Source organism: Pseudothioclava nitratireducens, from assembly GCF_029210495.1.
Taxonomy (GTDB): domain Bacteria; phylum Pseudomonadota; class Alphaproteobacteria; order Rhodobacterales; family Rhodobacteraceae; genus Pseudothioclava; species Pseudothioclava nitratireducens.
Genome location: NZ_JARGDK010000005.1, coordinates 200,887 through 218,922, shown reverse-complemented (window position 1 = coordinate 218,922; position 18,036 = coordinate 200,887). Strand labels below are relative to the sequence as shown.

The 18,036-nt window shown below is 63.4% G+C and carries 13 protein-coding genes; 4 read left to right on the top strand and 9 right to left on the bottom strand.

What is annotated here, in order from left to right; translation table 11 throughout:
* The first annotated feature begins 91 nt into the window (after positions 1-91).
* Together P0X85_RS08155 and P0X85_RS08150 are read left to right on the top strand one after the other, a co-directional pair.
* On the top strand, positions 92-1,210 hold the full coding sequence (locus P0X85_RS08155; protein WP_275811359.1) for a DUF2793 domain-containing protein: 1,119 nt from the start codon (positions 92-94) through the stop codon (positions 1,208-1,210).
* Positions 1,211-1,219: 9 nt separating this feature from the next.
* A complete protein-coding gene (locus P0X85_RS08150; protein WP_275811358.1) occupies positions 1,220-1,519 on the top strand; it encodes a hypothetical protein in 300 nt (99 codons plus the stop codon).
* A 92-nt stretch (positions 1,520-1,611) separates the two neighbouring features.
* Here the strand turns inward: P0X85_RS08150 and P0X85_RS08145 are convergent, their stop codons facing one another.
* From P0X85_RS08145 to P0X85_RS08130, 4 genes are all read right to left on the bottom strand, one after another.
* Positions 1,612-2,391 (bottom strand): Stf0 family sulfotransferase, encoded by a 780-nt coding sequence (locus tag P0X85_RS08145; protein ID WP_275811500.1) that lies wholly within the window; start codon positions 2,389-2,391, stop codon positions 1,612-1,614.
* Between the two features lie 126 nt (positions 2,392-2,517).
* A complete protein-coding gene (locus tag P0X85_RS08140; RefSeq protein WP_275811355.1) occupies positions 2,518-3,069 on the bottom strand; it encodes a sulfotransferase in 552 nt (183 codons plus the stop codon).
* A 117-nt stretch (positions 3,070-3,186) separates the two neighbouring features.
* Entirely contained in the window at positions 3,187-4,260 is a 1,074-nt protein-coding gene (locus P0X85_RS08135) for a hypothetical protein (protein WP_275811352.1), read from the bottom strand.
* Positions 4,257-6,452 (bottom strand): glycosyltransferase family protein, encoded by a 2,196-nt coding sequence (locus P0X85_RS08130; protein WP_275811349.1) that lies wholly within the window; start codon positions 6,450-6,452, stop codon positions 4,257-4,259. The genes P0X85_RS08135 and P0X85_RS08130 overlap by 4 nt, the downstream gene beginning before the upstream one ends.
* Positions 6,453-6,709: 257 nt before the next feature.
* Here P0X85_RS08130 and P0X85_RS08125 point away from each other — a divergent pair, with 257 nt between their 5' ends.
* Positions 6,710-7,396: a DUF1045 domain-containing protein gene (locus tag P0X85_RS08125; protein WP_275811346.1), complete on the top strand. Its 687-nt coding sequence runs from the start codon at positions 6,710-6,712 to the stop codon at positions 7,394-7,396.
* Between the two features lie 128 nt (positions 7,397-7,524).
* Here the strand turns inward: P0X85_RS08125 and P0X85_RS08120 are convergent, their stop codons facing one another.
* Together P0X85_RS08120 and P0X85_RS08115 are read right to left on the bottom strand one after the other, a co-directional pair.
* Complete coding sequence (locus P0X85_RS08120; protein ID WP_275811342.1) at positions 7,525-8,370, bottom strand: acyl-homoserine-lactone synthase; 846 nt, start codon at positions 8,368-8,370, stop codon at positions 7,525-7,527.
* Between the two features lie 119 nt (positions 8,371-8,489).
* Complete coding sequence (locus P0X85_RS08115; RefSeq protein WP_275811339.1) at positions 8,490-9,191, bottom strand: LuxR family transcriptional regulator; 702 nt, start codon at positions 9,189-9,191, stop codon at positions 8,490-8,492.
* Between the two features lie 403 nt (positions 9,192-9,594).
* On the opposite strand from P0X85_RS08115, the gene P0X85_RS08110 reads away from it, so the two are divergent.
* Positions 9,595-11,997 (top strand): methyl-accepting chemotaxis protein, encoded by a 2,403-nt coding sequence (locus P0X85_RS08110; protein WP_275811337.1) that lies wholly within the window; start codon positions 9,595-9,597, stop codon positions 11,995-11,997.
* Here the strand turns inward: P0X85_RS08110 and mtgA are convergent.
* From mtgA to gltB, 3 genes are all read right to left on the bottom strand, one after another.
* Positions 11,994-12,743 carry a monofunctional biosynthetic peptidoglycan transglycosylase gene (gene mtgA / locus P0X85_RS08105; protein ID WP_420851810.1) on the bottom strand — a complete coding sequence of 250 codons (750 nt, stop codon included), beginning with the start codon at positions 12,741-12,743 and terminating at the stop codon, positions 11,994-11,996. The two genes, P0X85_RS08110 and mtgA, sit on opposite strands and share 4 nt — an antisense overlap.
* Positions 12,744-12,848: 105 nt before the next feature.
* On the bottom strand, positions 12,849-13,421 hold the full coding sequence (locus tag P0X85_RS08100; protein WP_275811330.1) for a DUF1269 domain-containing protein: 573 nt from the start codon (positions 13,419-13,421) through the stop codon (positions 12,849-12,851).
* Positions 13,422-13,494: 73 nt separating this feature from the next.
* A complete protein-coding gene (gltB, locus tag P0X85_RS08095) occupies positions 13,495-18,030 on the bottom strand; it encodes a glutamate synthase large subunit (protein ID WP_275811326.1) in 4,536 nt (1,511 codons plus the stop codon).
* Between the last annotated feature and the right edge of the window lie 6 nt (positions 18,031-18,036).

The window sequence follows — 18,036 nt, the reverse complement described above, 5'->3', positions numbered from 1 at the left end:
GGTTAACGCCCCGCTCGGGGCGTTTCCCATTCCATAGCCCGCTTCCCGCAGGATCGTCGCGGAATCATTCTCGCGTCGTAAAGGAAACACCATGTGGAGCGATCAGACACCGATCCTCGGGCTACCCCTCATCCTGCCGTCCCAAGCCCAGAAACACGTCACCCATAACGAGGCCCTGCGGCTTCTCGATGCGGTGTGCCAACTGACGGTGCTTGATCTGGGTATCGTGATCCCCCCGGCAGCCCCTGAACTGGGGGACCGCTATATTCTGGGTGCCGGGGCGAGCGGCGAATGGGCCGGGCATGATGGCGATATCGCCGTGTGGAGCGGGGTGAACTGGGATTTCGTGACGCCCGCCGCAGGCTGGATCGCCGATGTGCAGCCCGAGGGGCGCAGCCTCCGCTTCGATGGCACGGCCTGGCAACCCCTCGATCTGCGCCCGGCAACGCTGGGTGTCTCAGCCGAGGCTGATGCCACCAACCGGCTGGCGGTTTCGGCGGATGCCACGCTGCTCAATCATGCCGGCGCGGGTCATCAGCTCAAGCTCAACAAGGCGACCGAGGGCGATACGGCGAGCCTGCTGTATCAAACCGGCTGGTCGGGCCGGGCTGAACTCGGCACTGCGGGCACCGATGATTTCGCGCTCAAGCTCAGCGGTGATGGCACGACATGGCGCACGGCGCTGGCCTTTGATGCGAATACAGCCGCCGTTTCGGGGGAAAGCGTCCAGCAATCCGCGACCGACGCCACACCGGGTCGCCTGATGCGCGCCGATTTCGGCTATAGCCGCGGCAATATTCTCGGTCCGGTGACGATGTCGGGCAACACGCCCTCCGGCGCGGTGATCGAGCGCGGCTCGAATGCGAATGGCGAATATGTGCGCTTTGCGGACGGGACGCAGATTTGCACCCATGCGATCCCGCTTGGCTCCATCGTGGCGGCGGGCGGCGGCACATGGGACAACCCCTACCGCACCGCACCGGATGTGCACTGGACCTTCCCGGCGGCCTTTGCCAACACGCCGGTCGTGCAGGGGCGGGGCATTCCGCCCAGCGGCCTCGGCGCCAATCCCGAGCGCCGCCGCAACATGCCGAGTATCGGGCGCGCGAACGCGCTGACGCTCTATCAGCTTCATCTCGTCCGGCTCGGCAGCGCGCCCGATGCCGACACGTTCGAAATCGGCCTGACCGCAATCGGCCGCTGGTTCTGAGGACACGCCATGATCATCCACCTGACCCCCGCCCGCCTCGACCGCCAACTGACCATCGAGCGTCAGGGCGACACGCTGATCCTCAACAGCGAGACGCATGACTTCTCAACGCTCGCCGAGGGCGAGATCCTCTACGCTGAAACGCTGGACACCATCTGGATCGCTTCGGACGTCACCCGCAGCAATGGTGAGATCGTGCTGACGCTCATCGTCCCGCACGGCCCCCACGCTCCGCCCGAGACCCTGTTCCCGACCTCGCTGCACATCGACGAGGACGGCCCCATCCCAATCCCCGCCTACACGCTTTGACCAAACGGCCCCCGGAGCGATCAACTCCGGGGGCATATTCTTTATTGCCATTCCACGCGACACAGACCGTTTGGCTACGTCACCGCCAAGGATCAGGGCTGACCGCGCAACGTGCCTTGGCTGACCAGATGCCCGAGGAACTTCGCCCGGAATGAGTCGTTCAGCGCGTTCGCCTGCTTTTTCAGCGTCGCTTCCGGTAGTTTCAGCGTCTCGGGTGCGATACCGATCATGCCCAGCGCGTCACGGATATGCGGCTCGGGATTGGCGGTGAATTCCTCGTAGCGGAATTGCCGATAGGGCGCGCCGATCGATTCCACCAAAAGCCGCCCGCTTGCGTTGTTCAGCGCCGTGCGCTCGACGATCTGCGAGATCAGATTGAACTGGAATTCGGGATCGGCGGGCTTCGCCTCCTGCTTGGAGGTCCACTGCCCGGTCTGTTTCGCAATCGACATCGAGATCGCCTGACCCAGCAGGTCATCGCGCACCACGTGATACACGACCATCCCCGGGAACATGCCAAGGATGTTCCAACGCAGCAGCATGGCAAGCTGGTTGACCGCAACCTTCATCCCGAAATGCCGTCCCTTCGCCAGCACGGCCTCGGCCTCGTGGCGCACGAAACCGGCGTAGTTGTCGATCCCGAATTTCGTGCTGCGGCGGATCACGCCGGGGAAGTTCGTCGCCTCGCCCATGCCGCCGATATAGCCGGTATTCACCAGATACTCGGCGAACAGGTTCGACCCGCAGCGATTGGTGAACAGCAGCGCGACGAAGGGCTTGTCGAAGATCGGCGCCCCGTCATAGCGCACCTTGCCGTTGAAATGGGCCGAGATTTTGGTCTCGTGTTCCGAGGGCTTCTTCACCCAATCCATGATCTGCAAGGTATTCCCCTTTCGCACCATTTCACGCCTCGACCGCGTCGAGGCCCAGCTTCGTCATCGCCGGGAACTTGTCATATTGCACCACGAAGCGCCCGGCCATGAGGCGCCACGCCACACTCAGGACTTCGTGACGGTCGCATTCAACTGCTTCAGCGAGACATGGCTCGGCGCGCCCAGAAATTCCCGGAGTTTCGCGCTGTTCTCATCGCCATCATCGTCGATGCAAAGCTCGATGAAGTTTTCCGCGTCTTTATAGGTCTCACGGATTTCGTCGTTAATTCTCAGATAGACCTTCTTCAGATAGTCCAGCCGGCTCACGACGTCTTCGCGATCCGCGAAGAAGCGTTTCATCGAAGCGGCCCATGCCTCGACATCCTTGCGCGTCGAAAGGATGAAATGTGCCGAAGGATAGTGTGCGAGCAGGTCCCGGAAGTAGGACCTGACGGGATAATCGGAGAATGCGTTGAAGCCTGCGTTCTCGATGAACTCCTGCACGCTTTCGAAGTCATGACCTTCGACGCCACGCGCACGGGCAATCTCATTGACCTCATCGATGAAGTAATGAATCGAATTATAGCCAGCGTCCCTGAAGAACTTGTGCAACGAAGTCGTTCCAGTTCGGGAATCGCCCAGCACAAAAACTTTGGACTGTTCACTCGATTGCGTCATTTGCTTCAATCCATTATTCGGGTTGCGTCAACATGAACAGCATCATCCAAGTTGCGCAAGTTGTACTCTAGATCGACATCTCAATGTCGAGACATCGGAAACGGGTTACAATCGTGATCAGACCGCCTCGAACCCACGATGCTGCGGGTTGGAGATCATGTCGGTATTCTCCACCAGCCAGGTGTAGAACGACCGCTTGCCCGCCTTGCGCGGGTTCGGGAAGGCCGCCCGCAGATCGCCGCGCGCGCGGTACATCTCACGCACGGGTTTGGGGATTTTCTCGCCATTCGAGAAGGTCCCGTAATACCACCAGCCCTTGGGAATATCGCTGGTCGAGGCCGCCTCGACTGCATTTCGATACCACCACCACAGCTCGTAAATCTCGACATTGTCGCGCGCGAAGCGCTGGGTCATCACATCGCCCACCGGTCCGAGCTTGGTGAAATGATAGAACCGCAGCGGGCGGTCGTTGATCAGCGCGGTGCCGGTTTCGTCATAGCGCATCACCCGCTGGCTCAGGTTCCAGCTTGCCACGTTATAGCCGGGGTCGCGCAGCACCTTCACCCGGTCGAAAAAGCACGGCACCAGGTTGCACCATTTCTGGTCCACGAACAGCCCGATATCGAGCCGGTCATGGCACCAGTCATGTAGCCGGTCGTCCCACCATTGCGCAAAGCGCTGCCCCTCATCGTCATTCGCCATCGCCACGAAGCCGAGGTTGAACACCCCGTAATCGAGCGAGGTGATCTCATTGTCGCGGATCGCCCGCTTGTCGGCCTTGGCGTCGGGCTCGGTCTGGTGCGGGGTGAGCACGATCGAATAGTCGTCGAGCAGGTCGATCACCTCGGTCATCGGGTTGAACACCGCGATATCGGGATCGAAATAGACCAGCTTCTCGCAATCGGGGTCACTCAGGATATGCGTGCAGGCGCGCCCTTTCACGGCGGTGCAGGCTTCGACGATATCATGCCCAAAGAGCCATTGATCGGTCTCGGTGCTGAACAGGTCTTCGGCGGTGACGATCCGGTCGAAATCCTCCGTCTCAAGATCGAAGCGGAACTTCTTGGGCTCCTTGTCGGTCATCACCAGCCAGATCACCCAGTCCGGATGCTGGCGGCGCAGCGTCGAGGCCAGAACCCGCGCGCGGTTGAGATAGCTGTAAGAGCAGCTCGTGAATGCGTGAACGCTCATGCTTTGCGCCCCTTCTTCTTGCGGCCCCAGACCTCGAACCCCATCCCGCTCAGCGTGTGTTTCACCGCCTTCTCCGCCCGCTCACGGCGCAGCTTCTCGACGAGTTTCGCGCCCTTCGCGCCGGTCACGAAGTCATGCAGCGCAGCCTCATCCTCAAGGATCGCCCCGCGTTTGAGCCGCGCCACCGTTGCCGCGACATTGCCCGAGATTGGGTTGGTCAGCACATAGGCCCCACCCGCAAACGCCTCGTAGGTCGAGAGCGAGAAGGTCTCGGGCCACGACGCCCAATGCAGCACCAGATCGACCCCGGCCTGGCGCACCGCGTCGATCATCGCATCGGGCGTATCGGCGGTCACATGCACATCGACATGTTCGACCCCGGAAATCGGCATCTCGCGCTGGCCCAGATAGACGAAACGATAGGTCGGGCTGGCCGCGAGAGAGCGCACCAGCCGCGCGAACACGTTCCAGCCCTTATGCGGCGCGGGCGTGCCGAGAAAACCGATCGTGATCGGTGTCTTGTCCTCGGGCAAAGGCTCTGCACGTTTGCTCCAGCGCAGCGCCATATGCGGCACCACCTCAAGGCTCGCCGCCCGCAGCCCCGAACGCGCCTGCCATAGCTCCGCCGTCACCTCGGAGGGCGACAGAACATGCACCTGCACCGCGTCAAAGAACCGCTTCATCCGCGCAAGATGCGCCGCGCGCTCGACCCCGAAACGGCACAGCGTGCAGGCATTCGAGCTGACATCCGGCGCGCCGCAATAGCTTACCGTGTTGCGCTGAAGCGTGTAGCTCGGGCAGATCGAAAAGAAGTCATGCAGCCAGAGCCAGCACGCACGCTCTCCGGCGGCGGCAATCAGTTCGGCGACCTGTTCGGGCAGGTGCCCCAGCAGATGATGCACCACCACTTTCGTCCCGGCGATCCGGGTCCGCAGCGCCCCGGTCGCGGCGATCAGGTCCGACATGCGCGCCTTGCCGATCTCGGTGCCGTTGCGCACCAGAACCATCACCGGGTCCGGGTCTTCCTCGGCATGGGCGAGGCGCGGCAGCGGTTGCCACGGATGCAGGTTGAGATAGATCCCCCCCGCCTCGACTGCGAGTGTCTCTTCGCGCTGGATGCACAGTTGCACGCCGCCGCTGACCTGCCGATACTGGTCATGCCCGAGCGAGAAGATCAGCTCGGCCCCCTCGGCATCGCCGAGGATCGCCGCCACCAGCGCTTCACCGTCCAAGAGTTTGCGCGGCGCCATCTTGCGCCGCCAACGCTTCACATTGCGCTCCAACGGCTCCAGCGCGATCAGTTCCTCAACCCGATAGCCGCCCGGATGACGCGGGTCGCGGCCCTCCGCCTTGCCGCTCGACAGGTAATGCCAGAACGGGTTGACCCCCGAACCGGCCAGATCCGGGTTCATCTCAAGGTAATAGCGCGTCGAGAAATCCGGGCTCGGGTCATGACCCTCCGCCGCCCCGAATTTCAGGTAGTGATCCACCGGGTCGACCCCGGCCTCGGCGACCTGCGGGTAGTGCAACAGATAGAAATCCGCGTCGAAATGCTCGGCAACCAGCGCCCGCTCCGCCGCCGCGCGCGGGTCCTCGGGGATCGCCATCCAGTCGTCATTCTCGGGCATGCAGGCACGCCCTTCGCTTTCGCCGGTCATGATGTAATGCCAGAACGGGTTGATCCCCGCGGCCTCGACATCGGGATGGGCGTAAAGATAATAGGCCGTCGAGAACCGATCGTTCGGGTCGCGCCCCTCGCGCCAGCCATCGCGGCAATAGTGATCCAGCGGATCGACGCCAAGCTGGGCAATATCCTCGTAGCGCTGAACGTAGAACTCCGCGTTGAAGGCCTCGGCGATCACCGACTTCTCGTGCTCCAGACGCAACCGCGCGGTGCGTTCTTCATCGGTCTCGACCAGAGGAGCCATCGCCTTGCGGCCCTCGGCCTCGCCCTGAAGGATGAAATGCGCGTAGGGGTTCACGCCCGATTGCGCCACATCCGGGTTGGCGCGCAGGTAATATTGCGTCGAGAAATCCATGGCCGGATCACGGAATTCGCGCCAGCCATCGCGGCAATAGTGCTCGATCGGGTCGATCCCCGCGGCCCCGACATCGGGATAGCGCTTCAGATAAAACGCGGTATCAAAGCGCTCGCGGATCGCAGCGATATCCTGTTGTAGCAGATCCTGCACGGGTTGGCCCGCCTCCGGTTGCTTTCGCCTCGATCCCAAAGGTTTCAAAAGCCGCTTGATCGCCATACCAAACCCGCCCTCATACTACGCTTTGCACCCGGCTGACCGGGCAGCGAAGTGCCGGGTCGCCTCTGAACTCGCTGCACTGTTAATTGAAGATTGACCGTAATAGAAGGGCTTCGCGTCGGTTCATTGGGTCACAGGCGCATCTCGGCCTGTTGCCGCGCCGCCCGACCCAAGCCGGAGATCCCGCGCCGATGCAGCGCTTTGGCCGATACGCTGTTTTCTACACCCCGCCACCGGGTCCCTTCGCGTTGGCCGGGGCGCGCTGGCTGGGTTGGGATCTGGCCGAGGGGCAAGCCGTGGCGCAGCCCGAGTGCGGCGTCGCGCTCGGGCCGATCACCGACCGGCCCCGGCGCTATGGATTCCACGCCACGCTGAAGCCGCCCTTCGCGCTGGCCGAGGGGTGCGATCCCGCTGATCTGGCCACCCGGCTGTCCGATCTGGCCGCGATGCAGGCGCCCGTTACCGTGCCGGATCTGACCCTTGCGCGGATTGGGCGGTTCCTCGCCCTCGTGCCCGGCGCGGCCTCAGAGGTCGATGCGCTCGCCGCCGTGCTGGTGACCGGGCTCGATCCGTGCCGCGCGCCGCTCACGCCCGAAGCGCGTGCCCGCCGCCGGCCAGAGCGCCTCACAGAGGGGCAGCGTGCGCTGCTCGATCGCTATGGCTATCCGTTCGTGCTCGACCAGTTCCGGTTTCACATGACACTGACTGGGCCGCTCGATCCCGCGATGCGCGCCCCCGTTCAAGAGGCCGCGCAGCACCACTTCGCGCCGGTCCTCGGGCGCGCGCTCAGGATAGACGACGTGACACTCTGCGGTGAAGACGATGCCGGTCGCTTTCATGCGGTGGCCCGCTTCCCCCTCGGGGTGGGGCGTCCGTAAAAAGGGCCAAGGCTGGGGTGCTGTGCCCGGCCTTGGCCTAGGTGTCGTCGTCGGGGGACGATCAACGGGGGAGTGTCCACGCCGATCCCCCGAAAGGGACCGGCGCCGACGGGGAGGACCCTTTCGCCTCAGGCGATGCTGCGCCCGGCAAGCATCGCCGTCTCCGGCATTCCGGTCACGACATGGAGTTGTGCGGCGAGCCGTTCGACCGCCATCCGCTCCTCGTCGGAATGTGCGTTGTCATACTGGTCGTTGAGATATTGCACGAGGTTGTCGAGCATCCCCATCTGCATATAGCTCGACGCGACGGCTTGGCGGCGCTCTGCTTCGGCGGCCATCAGACGCGCCATGACCGTCTCGTCCGCGAACACGTCGCCTTCGATACCGGCAAAGGCACGGACCTTGTTGATCCGCTCGTCCGAGCAATCGAGCAGCGCGGCGAGCGCCGGCACCTTGCCCATCGGGGTTTTCTTGCCGACATAGCCGTAGGGCGCGTTATCCGAGCGTTTCAGAACCCGATCCATCACCGGATCGATCACCGTCACGATATCGGTGATCCCCGAGTTCCTCGCGTATTCAAGCGAGCCGACCATCAGTTCGCAAGTCGCATAAGAGACCGAGTTGCGACCATTTCCACGGTCGAGCCGGTTGGTATCGACACAGAACCGGGTCGATTCCCACAGCGTTGCGCTGCGCAGCGGCGCTTCTCCGTCGAGGATCGCCGAGAACACATCCGACAGCATATGCGGCCCGGTGGTCTGCAGGGCGCGCACGCAGGACACGACATGCCCCTCGTCATCGAGGCCGATCACATAGGCCGGATCGAGCGCGTCGAATTTGTCGATCTCCCGACCGTTACGGATATCGACTTCCCATCCGAGTCGGTCTCCGAACACGCGGGCGCGCAGGCGGAACATTTCATCAAGCAAGCCGGGGAAGTCGGCTTTGTTAAGTGCGTCAACCACGACAAGCATCGTGCTCTCCTTCTGAAGTCTGGACCTCTGAAGGATAGGGTTAACAACCTTAAGGCTACTATAAGGGAAAACCCGTATATGCGGACAATTGAATGGATTAATTTGACCTTTCCTTAAGGTCAGATCGGGAAAATCAGCCCCAGTGCGATCGCGCGGGCCACCGCCTGCGCCGTCGTCAGCGCGCAGAGCTTTTCGCGCGCCGATTTGATATGCACTTCCACGGTGCGATGCGAAATCGACAGGATCGTTCCGATATCATGCTGAGACTTGCCCGCCGCGATCCATTGCAGGATTTCGATCTCGCGCTTGGAAAGGTTGGGGTGGCGCAGGATGCGCGACAGGCTGTCAGAGCGCATGACCGTATCATGCAGATGCACCGCGACCGATTGCAGCTCGCTCAGAATCTTGCTGCGCAACAGCTCCCATTCATGCTGTGAGGCCTCGCTCGTCACGCTCAGCAACCCGGTATCGCCGAAGGGTCCCCGCACCGGAATCGTCAGGCCGGTTGCCGCGATTCCGAACTCGGCCGCATCCCGAAACACCCGCTGGTAGTGTTCGTCGCGCGACAGCCGCCGCCAATCCACCGGCGCGATAGAGCGCCCGGCCTTGTGCAGCGTCGGGTCGATCCGGTCGAGCCCGTGTCGCGCATAATGCGCCTTCCAGTCGTCGGAATAGGTGACGAAGCCGTGGATCGTCTGGTTGACCGGGTTCAGCCCGGCATAGGCGGCATGCTGAAGCTCGAAACGCTCACGGATCTTATGCAGGAAATCCGCGAAAATCGCGTCCTTGTTGGTCCCGTTTCCCAGATCGATCAGTTCCATGTCATCCCCCCGGTCGATGCGTCGGCGCGGCCGCCGGTGTGCCTGTGTTTCGGCCTGATGCCTTGCCTTGATCCGGGCCTTCGGCTCGGCAGGGGGGCCGAGATGTATGAAGCCGGACCCCGGATGATAGGCAAAACGCGCGCCCGCGCAACCTTCAACCGAATCTCTGATTCGGATTTCTCGACAGGGTTGTTCCGTCATTACGGGTGTTCGGGGAACGGACAGACGATCACGCAATCTTAAATCTTTTGCCGCAACGTCCCCGCAATCGGTGCCGGCGGAGAGGTCGGCGATGCCCTGACCGGCTCGCGCTGTCAGCTTGGCTCGCATGGTGACGCGGGCCCCGGCGCGGCGCCCGTTGCATCCCGTTGCCGCCCGGTGCTTTGGAACAAGGACGAACCGCATGAAACACATCATGATCCGCATGACCGGTAGCCTCGGCTTCAAGCTGGGTGCGAATATCCTGCTTCTCGTTTCGCTGACCGGGCTGGCGATCATTGTGGGCCTTAACGCGTTCTCACAGGTGGGTGCGGAGATGCGTGAACTGGCTGAAACCGATGTCCCGCTTCTGGATCAACACTCTGAAATCGTTGCGGCTTCAACGGAACTCAGGTCGGAAACCTTTGGCATCGTTCTCGCGCGAAACACCTCCGATCTGGAAACCGCGGCCAAGCGGACGCAGCAAGCGCTTAACGGGCTGAATGGCCAGATTGCGGGTTTGACCGGCCCCGCGCGCGCATCCCTTGAGGAGGCGTTGATCGAGGTGGCCGCACAGGTGCCCGATCTGGTGACATTGCGGACGCAGGAATTCGCTTTGGCCGGCGAACTGGATACCTATCTGGGCGATCTGGGGGCGCTGACGATGCGGGCGCAGGCGAATCTGACGGGCGAATCGGGGCTTTCCTACGCCGGTGCGATTGCCGCGGTCGAGCAGCGCGCCGCGCGGCGCCCGACCCCTTTTGCACCGCCACAACTGGCGGCGCCATCGGGTGATACGGCGACGCGACACATCGACCGGATGCAGCAGACCACCATCCTGAGCGAGGCGCTGTCCGACATTTATATCCACGGCGCAGAGGCCGTGCGCGCCGTCGATGACGCCGCGCTGGCCGAGGCAGAGGTCAATCTGGGCGATGCTTTGGCTAAAATTGCGCGAATCACTTTCGACGGCGATGCGGCGCTGCGCGAGGCGCTGGCCGCCCTTCCGCGCTTCGTCGATGCCGAAACCGGTCTTGTGGCGCGGCGCCGTGCGCAACTCGACCTGCGGGCTGAGGCTGCAATGCAGGCGGCCTGGGTGGTCTCTGGCGTCACCGAGATCGCGCAATCGGCGCATGATCTGGCCGATGAAACCCTGCTTCTGGTCCATGAAGAGGCGGATCTCCTGAACGCGGATATGCAGCGCGATGAGGCGGTGATGCGGACGCTCGCCTGGGCCGCGGCGGTCCTCGCCTTGGGGAGCGCGGCTGCGATCTGGCTTGTCGTGATGCGCCCGCTGGGCCGGATCGTCGATGTCACCGGGCAGTTGGCTGACGGGCATATGGGCGCGACCGATGCGCTGCGCAGCTATGGCGGCGAGTTGGGGGAGTTGGTCTCTGCGCTGCGAGTCTTCGACAAGAATATCGCGGACAAGCGACTCCTCGAGGAAGAGGAAGCGCGCGCCCGCGAAGAGCGCGACGCTGTCGCCCGCCGCGAGGCAGAGGCTGCGCGTCAGCGCGAGCAGCGCGAACGGGAGCAAGAGGCCGCCTTGGCCGAGCGTGAACGTGCGCGGGCGGCCGAAGAGGCGCAGCGCGAGCAGGCACGCCGTGCCGCCGCCGATGAAGAGCGTCGCGAACGTGCCGCCGCGCAGAATGCCGTTGTCTCCGCGCTGGCGCAGGCTTTGCGGCGACTGGCCGATGGCGATCTCTCCGTTCAGATCGAAAACCGCTTCGAAGATAGCTATGAACAGCTGCGCGTCGACTTCAACGCGGCCGCCCGGACCCTTGGCACCGCGCTGAGCGAAATCCGGACGATTGCCGACACCATTTTCGACAGTTCCAGCAGTGTTTCACGCGCCGCCGAGGATCTGTCGCGTCGGACCGAGCACACCGCCGCGACGCTCGAAGAATCGGCGGCTGCGCTTCAGGAGCTCACCGCGGCTGTTCGCTCGGCCACCTCCGGCGCCGAAGAGGCGGATCGCATCGTGATCGACGCGCGCAAGAGTGCCGAGGCCAGCGACGCGGTGGTGCGTGATGCGATCCAAGCCATGGGCGGGATCTCTGAATCGTCGAATAGCATTTCGCGCATCGTGGATGTGATCGACGATATCGCGTTCCAGACCAACCTGCTGGCCCTGAACGCGGGGGTTGAGGCGGCCCGCGCTGGCGAGGCTGGTCGCGGTTTCGCCGTCGTGGCCTCCGAGGTGCGCGCCTTGTCGCAACGCTCCTCCGAAGCGGCTGGTGAGATCGGCGCGCTGATTTCCGAAAGTGCGCTTCAGGTCGGGAAGGGGGTCGATCTCGTCAATCAGGTCGGCACCGCCCTGTCCGGGATCGTGACCTCGATCGTGAAAATCTCCTCGAATGTCTCCGAAATCGCGGCCTCGTCGCGCGATCAGGCGAGCGGCATCGGTGAGATCAATGTTGCCGTGTCTCAACTCGATCAGGTCACGCAGCAGAATGCGAGCATGGTCGAAGAGACCACCGCGGCAAGTGTCGACCTGACCAGGGAGGCCGAGTCGCTGACCGCGATCCTCGCGCAATTTACCTTGGCTGAAACGCCGCTCGAGGCGCAGTCGGATATAGACCTCACCCCGGCAGAGGACGCGGCCTAAGGGCCTTCGAAACAGACTGCGCGCCCGTCCTTTTCGATGGTGCGGGCGCCATCTGCGATCTGCGTTGCCCGGCGCTGTACGAAACTGCTCGGGCGCGACGCGGATCGTGCTTTCGGATCGGGCAGGATCGCGGCCAGAAGCGCGGCCTGACGCGCGCTCAGCGCGTCGGGTGTGGTTCGGAAGTAGCGAAACGCCGCGGCGTTGATCCCAAACACGCCTTCGTCGAACTCGGCCACATTCAGATAGATCTCAAGGATGCGCCGCTTCGACCAGACGCCCTCGACGACCGGGGTCAGAAGCGCCTCCATTGCCTTGCGCGGCCAACTCCGCCCCTGCCAGAGGAACACGTTCTTCACGACCTGCTGGCTGAGCGTCGAGGCGCCGCGATTGGCCCCCTCATCCAGCGCCTGCCGGATCGCTCGCATGTCAAAGCCCCAATGCTCACAGAAATTGGCGTCCTCCGCCGCGACCACCGACCGGAGCATGACAGGTGCGATATCCTCGATCGGCGTCCATTGCCGGTCCACCGCCCCAAGCCGCCGCGCCTCGGACCAGATCGTCAGCGTGGTTGGCGGGTTGATAAAACTGTACAGCACGACCAAAGCCAGCATTGCGGCCGCAAAGCCAAGCGCCAGACGCGCGACCCATTTCGCCATCCACCGAAAAGGCGCACGCGCGGCATACAGAAAACCTGTGTCCTTGCGCTTTAGTGCGTTTGTTTTTTTCTTGCTGCTCTGCTTGGCCATGTCGCCATAAGCCACGGCCCGCCCGAGCAGGTCAAGCCGCGAGGCGCACCGTCCTGCGCTCCCGCGCAAAACAGCGCGTGCCAAGTCCGCTCTGGGACCCGGTCCTCACATCGCGCTGGTGCCCACCACCCTGGCCAGCCGCCCGATCGACCCTTGGGTAATCTCGCGCCCATCGAACCGTGCCGCGCCCCCAAGGTTGAGCACGCCCGTCAGCCGTGTCTCGAAATCCTCGGGCAGATCGGTCCGCAGCGGCGAGACCTCAAGTCCGAGATTGTTCAGCCGCGCCAGCATGTCGTCGGCCTTGGTCTTGTTCATCAGCACGAAAACGGCACTACCCTCGTTCGGCATCAGACGACCGGCGGCGCGCAGAAACTCGTCGTTAACACCAATATCCGTATGCGCCCCCGCAACCGCGCCAACGCCCGCGCCGACAGCTGCCCCGGCAACCGGGCTCAGGAACAAGAGACCAATCAGCGCCCCCCAGAAACCGCCACCCAATGCACCCGCCGCGGTCAGGTTAACCGTCTGATGAAGCTGCGGTGCGCCATCATCGGCGCGGGTCACCACGACGATGTCTCCGGCCTCGACCAACCCATCCTTGCGCAGCCCGATCAAGGCGTCGCGCATCTCGAACCCCGCCTCCTTCGTATCGAAGGCCATCACAAGAAGTTCCGACATAACACTCTCCCAAAAGTCAAAGGGCGAGACCTCGCGGCCTCGCCCCTTAACGTGTCAGATGCGCTCGGGTTCCTTATTCGGCCGGAACCGCCGCCGGCTCATCGCTCAGCGGATAGGGCAGATGCACCAGCATCTCTTTCGGGCAGACCTGCAGGAAGTTCGCTTTCTCGCTCTCCCAATGCTGGAGAATCTCGGCCCCCTTGCGCGAATTGGTCTCCGCGACATGACGCTCGATCAGACCCTTCAACTGGGCTTCCCAATGCGCATGCCCGATGCCACAGGTGACAAGGCTTTCGAGGTTCATGTAATCCTCGGCCACGCCTTCGGGATCATAGAGATAGGCCATACCGCCCGTCATCCCCGCCCCGAAATTCGCGCCGATCGAGCCAAGGATCACCGCCACACCACCGGTCATGTATTCACACCCGTTGGTGCCACAGCCCTCGATCACCACCTTCGCGCCCGAGTTCCGAACCGCGAACCGCTCACCGGCGCGCCCTGCGGCGAACAGGTAACCGTCGGTCGCCCCGTAGAGCACGGTATTCCCGATGATCGTGTTGTCAGCGGCCACCAGCGGCGAGGCCATCGGCGGACGCACGACAACCGTGCCACCCGACAGACCCTTGCCGACATAGTCGTTCGCATCGCCCGACACCTCGATCTTGAGGCCCGGCGCCGCAAATGCACCCAGCGACTGACCGGCTGACCCGGTGAGCTTCACCGTCAGGTGGTCGGGCTGCAACGCGTTGCGCATCCCGAAGTTCTTGACGATGTGGCTCGACGCGCGCGTCCCAATGGTCCGATGCGTGTTGCGCACCGCATAGGAGAGCTGCATCTTCTCGCCATCCTCGAAGAAGCGCGCCCCGTCGCGGATGATTTCCGCATCCAGCGTGTCGGGCACATAGTTGCGCGGCTTCGAGCGGTCGTAGACGATCTTGTCCCAGCCATCGACGGTGATCAGCAGCGGGTTCAGATCGAGGTCGTCAAGGAAGGCCGAGCCACGCGACACCTGCGTCAGCAGGTCCGCCCGCCCGATCACCTCATCCAGCGACCGCGCCCCGATCGAGGCGAGGATCTCCCGCACTTCCTGCGCGTAGAAGGTGATCAGGTTCACGACCTTGTCCGCCGTGCCGGTGAACTTCGCGCGCAGCGCCGGGTCCTGGGTGCAGACGCCCACCGGGCAGGTGTTCGACTGGCACTGACGCACCATGATGCAGCCCATCGCGATCAGTGCGGCGGTGCCGATGCCGTATTCCTCGGCCCCCATCATCGCGGCCATGACGATGTCGCGGCCCGTGCGCAGACCGCCATCGGTCCGCAGCGTCACACGCTCGCGCAGGTTGTTCATCGCCAGAACCTGATGCGCCTCGGTCAGACCCATCTCCCACGGCAGACCCGCATATTTGATCGAGGTCGCGGGCGAGGCGCCCGTGCCGCCATTGTGGCCCGAGATCAGGATGATATCCGCCTTCGCCTTGGCGACACCGGCGGCAATCGTGCCGACGCCGGACGACGCCACCAGTTTCACCGTGACCTTGCAGCGCGGGTTGATCTGCTTGAGATCGTAGATCAGCTGCGCAAGGTCTTCGATCGAGTAGATGTCGTGGTGCGGCGGCGGCGAGATCAGCGTGACGCCCTTGGTCGAGTGACGCAGACGCGCGATCAGGTCGGTGACCTTCATGCCCGGAAGCTGACCACCCTCACCCGGTTTCGCCCCCTGCGCGACCTTGATCTCAAGCTCTTCACAGTGGTTCAGGTATTCGGCGGTCACGCCGAACCGGCCCGAAGCCACCTGCTTGATCTTGGCCGACGGGTTGTCGCCATTCGGCTCCGGCACGAAATGCGCCGGATCTTCGCCGCCCTCGCCCGAATCCGACTTCGCGCCGATCCGGTTCATCGCCACATTGAGCAGCTTGTGCGCCTCCGGCGACAACGCGCCCAGCGACATGCCGGGGGTGACAAAGCGTTTGCGGATCGAGGTGATCGATTCCACCTCTTCAATCGGCACCGGCTTGGCCAGCGGCTTGATGTCCAGCAGATCGCGGATGTGGATCGGCGGGTTCGAACGCATCAGCGCCGAATACTGCTTCCACAGGTCATAACTTGCGCGGTCGCAGGCCGATTGCAGCAGGTGCATCGACTGTGCGCCCCAGGCATGGGTCTCGCCGGTGCGGCGCGCTTTATAGAAGCCGCCGATCGGGAGCACGTCCTGACCGCCCTTCCAGCCTTTCGCATGCACTTCCTCCAGCTTGTGCTGGATGCCGTGCAGACCGATGCCGGAGATGCGCGAATGCATGCCGGGGAAGTATTCGTTGACCATCGCGCGCGACAGGCCGACCGCCTCAAAGTTGAGACCGCCGCGATAGGACGAGATGACCGAGATGCCCATCTTCGCCATGATCTTGAGCAGACCCGCATCGACCGCATCGCGGTAACGGCGCATGTTGTCCACAAGCGAGCCTTCGAGCAGGCCGCGTTCGATCCGGTCCGCGATCGTGTCTTGCGCGAGATAGGGGTTCACCGTGGTCGCGCCCGCGCCGATCAGCACCGCAAAGTAATGCGGGTCGATGCACTCGGCCGAGCGCACGTTGATCGAGCAGAAGGTCCGCAGACCCTTGTTGGTCAGCCACGAATGCACCGCGCTGGTCGCAAGGATCATCGGCATGGCGACCCGCGCCTCGCCCTGTTGCTCGTCGCTCAGCACGATATGCAGCGCGCCCGAACGCACCGCGTCCTCGGCCTCGTGGCGAATGCGGGTCAGCCCGTCGCGCAGCGCCTCCTGATCGGCATTTGCCGGGAAGGTGCAGTCGATCACCGTCACCTCGGCGCCGAATTGCTTCTTGAGCGCGTCGAACTCGCCGTTGGCGATGAACGGGCTTTCGAGGATCAGGATTTCCGTCTGGCTGCTATCCTCGTCGAGCACGTTCTTGAGGTTGCCGAACCGCGTCTTGAGGCTCATCACGCGGGTCTCGCGCAGGGAGTCGATCGGCGGGTTGGTGACCTGGCTGAAGTTCTGCCGGAAGAAGTGGCTCAGCGGGCGGTATTGCTTGGACAGAACGGCGGGCGGCGTGTCGTCGCCCATCGAGGCAATCGCCTCTTTACCGTCTTCGGCCATCGGCGCGAGGATCTGCTCGATCTCTTCGACCGAGTAGCCCGCCGCGACCTGACGTTTGCGCAGCTCCCCGCCCGAGAACAACGCGTGTTCCGGCACGTCCTGCATCATCGCGTTCAGGTCGGTGACCTTCTCGATCCATTCGCCAAACGGCTGGCTGTTGGCCAGACGATCCTTGATCTGGGTGTCGTGGTAAAGTTTGCCCTCGCGCATATCGACCGCGATCATCTGACCCGGACCCAGCGCGCCCTTCTCGACCACACGCGACTCGTCGGTCGGGACCATCCCCGCCTCGGAGCCCGCGATCAGCAGCCCGTCGCCCGTCACCACATAGCGCAGCGGACGCAGGCCGTTACGGTCGAGACCCCCACAGACCCAGCGGCCATCGGTCATCGCCAGCGCGGCGGGGCCGTCCCAGGGCTCCATCACGGCATTGCAATAGGCATACATGTCGGCCCAGGCCTTGGGCATGCCCTCGGTCTGCGACCACGCCTCGGGAACCAGCATCGTCTTGGTCATCGGCGCCGAGCGGCCCGAACGCACCATCACCTCGAACACCGCGTCCAGCGCGCCCGAATCCGACGCGCCCGCCGGGATGATCGGCTTGATATCGCCCGCCATCTCGCCAAACGTGTTCGAGGCCATGCGGATCTCGTGCGACTTCATCCAGTTGATGTTGCCCTTGATCGTGTTGATCTCGCCGTTATGCGCCAGCATGCGGAACGGCTGCGCCAGCCACCATTGCGGGAAGGTGTTGGTCGAATAACGCTGGTGATAGATCGCAAAGGCGCTCTCGAAACGCGTGTCCTTCAGGTCCGGGTAGAATTCCGCGACCTGCTCGGCCAGCATCATCCCCTTGTAGATGATCGAGCGGCAGCTCAGCGAACAGATATAGAGACCCGCGATCTGCGCCGCGACAGCCGCCTTCTCGATCCGGCGGCGGATGATATACAGCTCGCGCTCGAACTGCTCGTCGTCGATGTCCTTCTCGTTGCGGATCAGGATCTGCTCGATCTCGGGGCGCGTCGCATTCGCCTTTTCGCCCAGAACCTCGGTGTTCACCGGCACATGGCGCCAGCCATAGATGTAGTGACCCATCCGCAGCACTTCGGTCTCGACGATCGTGCGGCAACGCTCCTGCGCGCCGAAATCGGTGCGCGGCAGAAAGACCTGACCGACCGCGATCAGCTTGGCCTTGTCCGGCTCATGCCCGGTGCGGTGGATCTGATCGTAGAAGAAGGGTGCCGGGATCTGCACATGGATACCCGCACCGTCCCCGGTCTTGCCATCGGCATCGACCGCGCCGCGGTGCCAGATCGCCTTGAGCGCGTCGATCCCGTTCTCGACGACCTTGCGGCTCGCCTTGCCGTCCAGCGACACCACAAGCCCGACCCCGCAAGACGCTTTCTCGTCATCGGTCTTGTAAAGCGAATTCTCCGCCATCCACTGGCGTTTCGCCTCTTCGGCGGCCACCCAGGCTTCATCATATTTCGTCATGTCAGT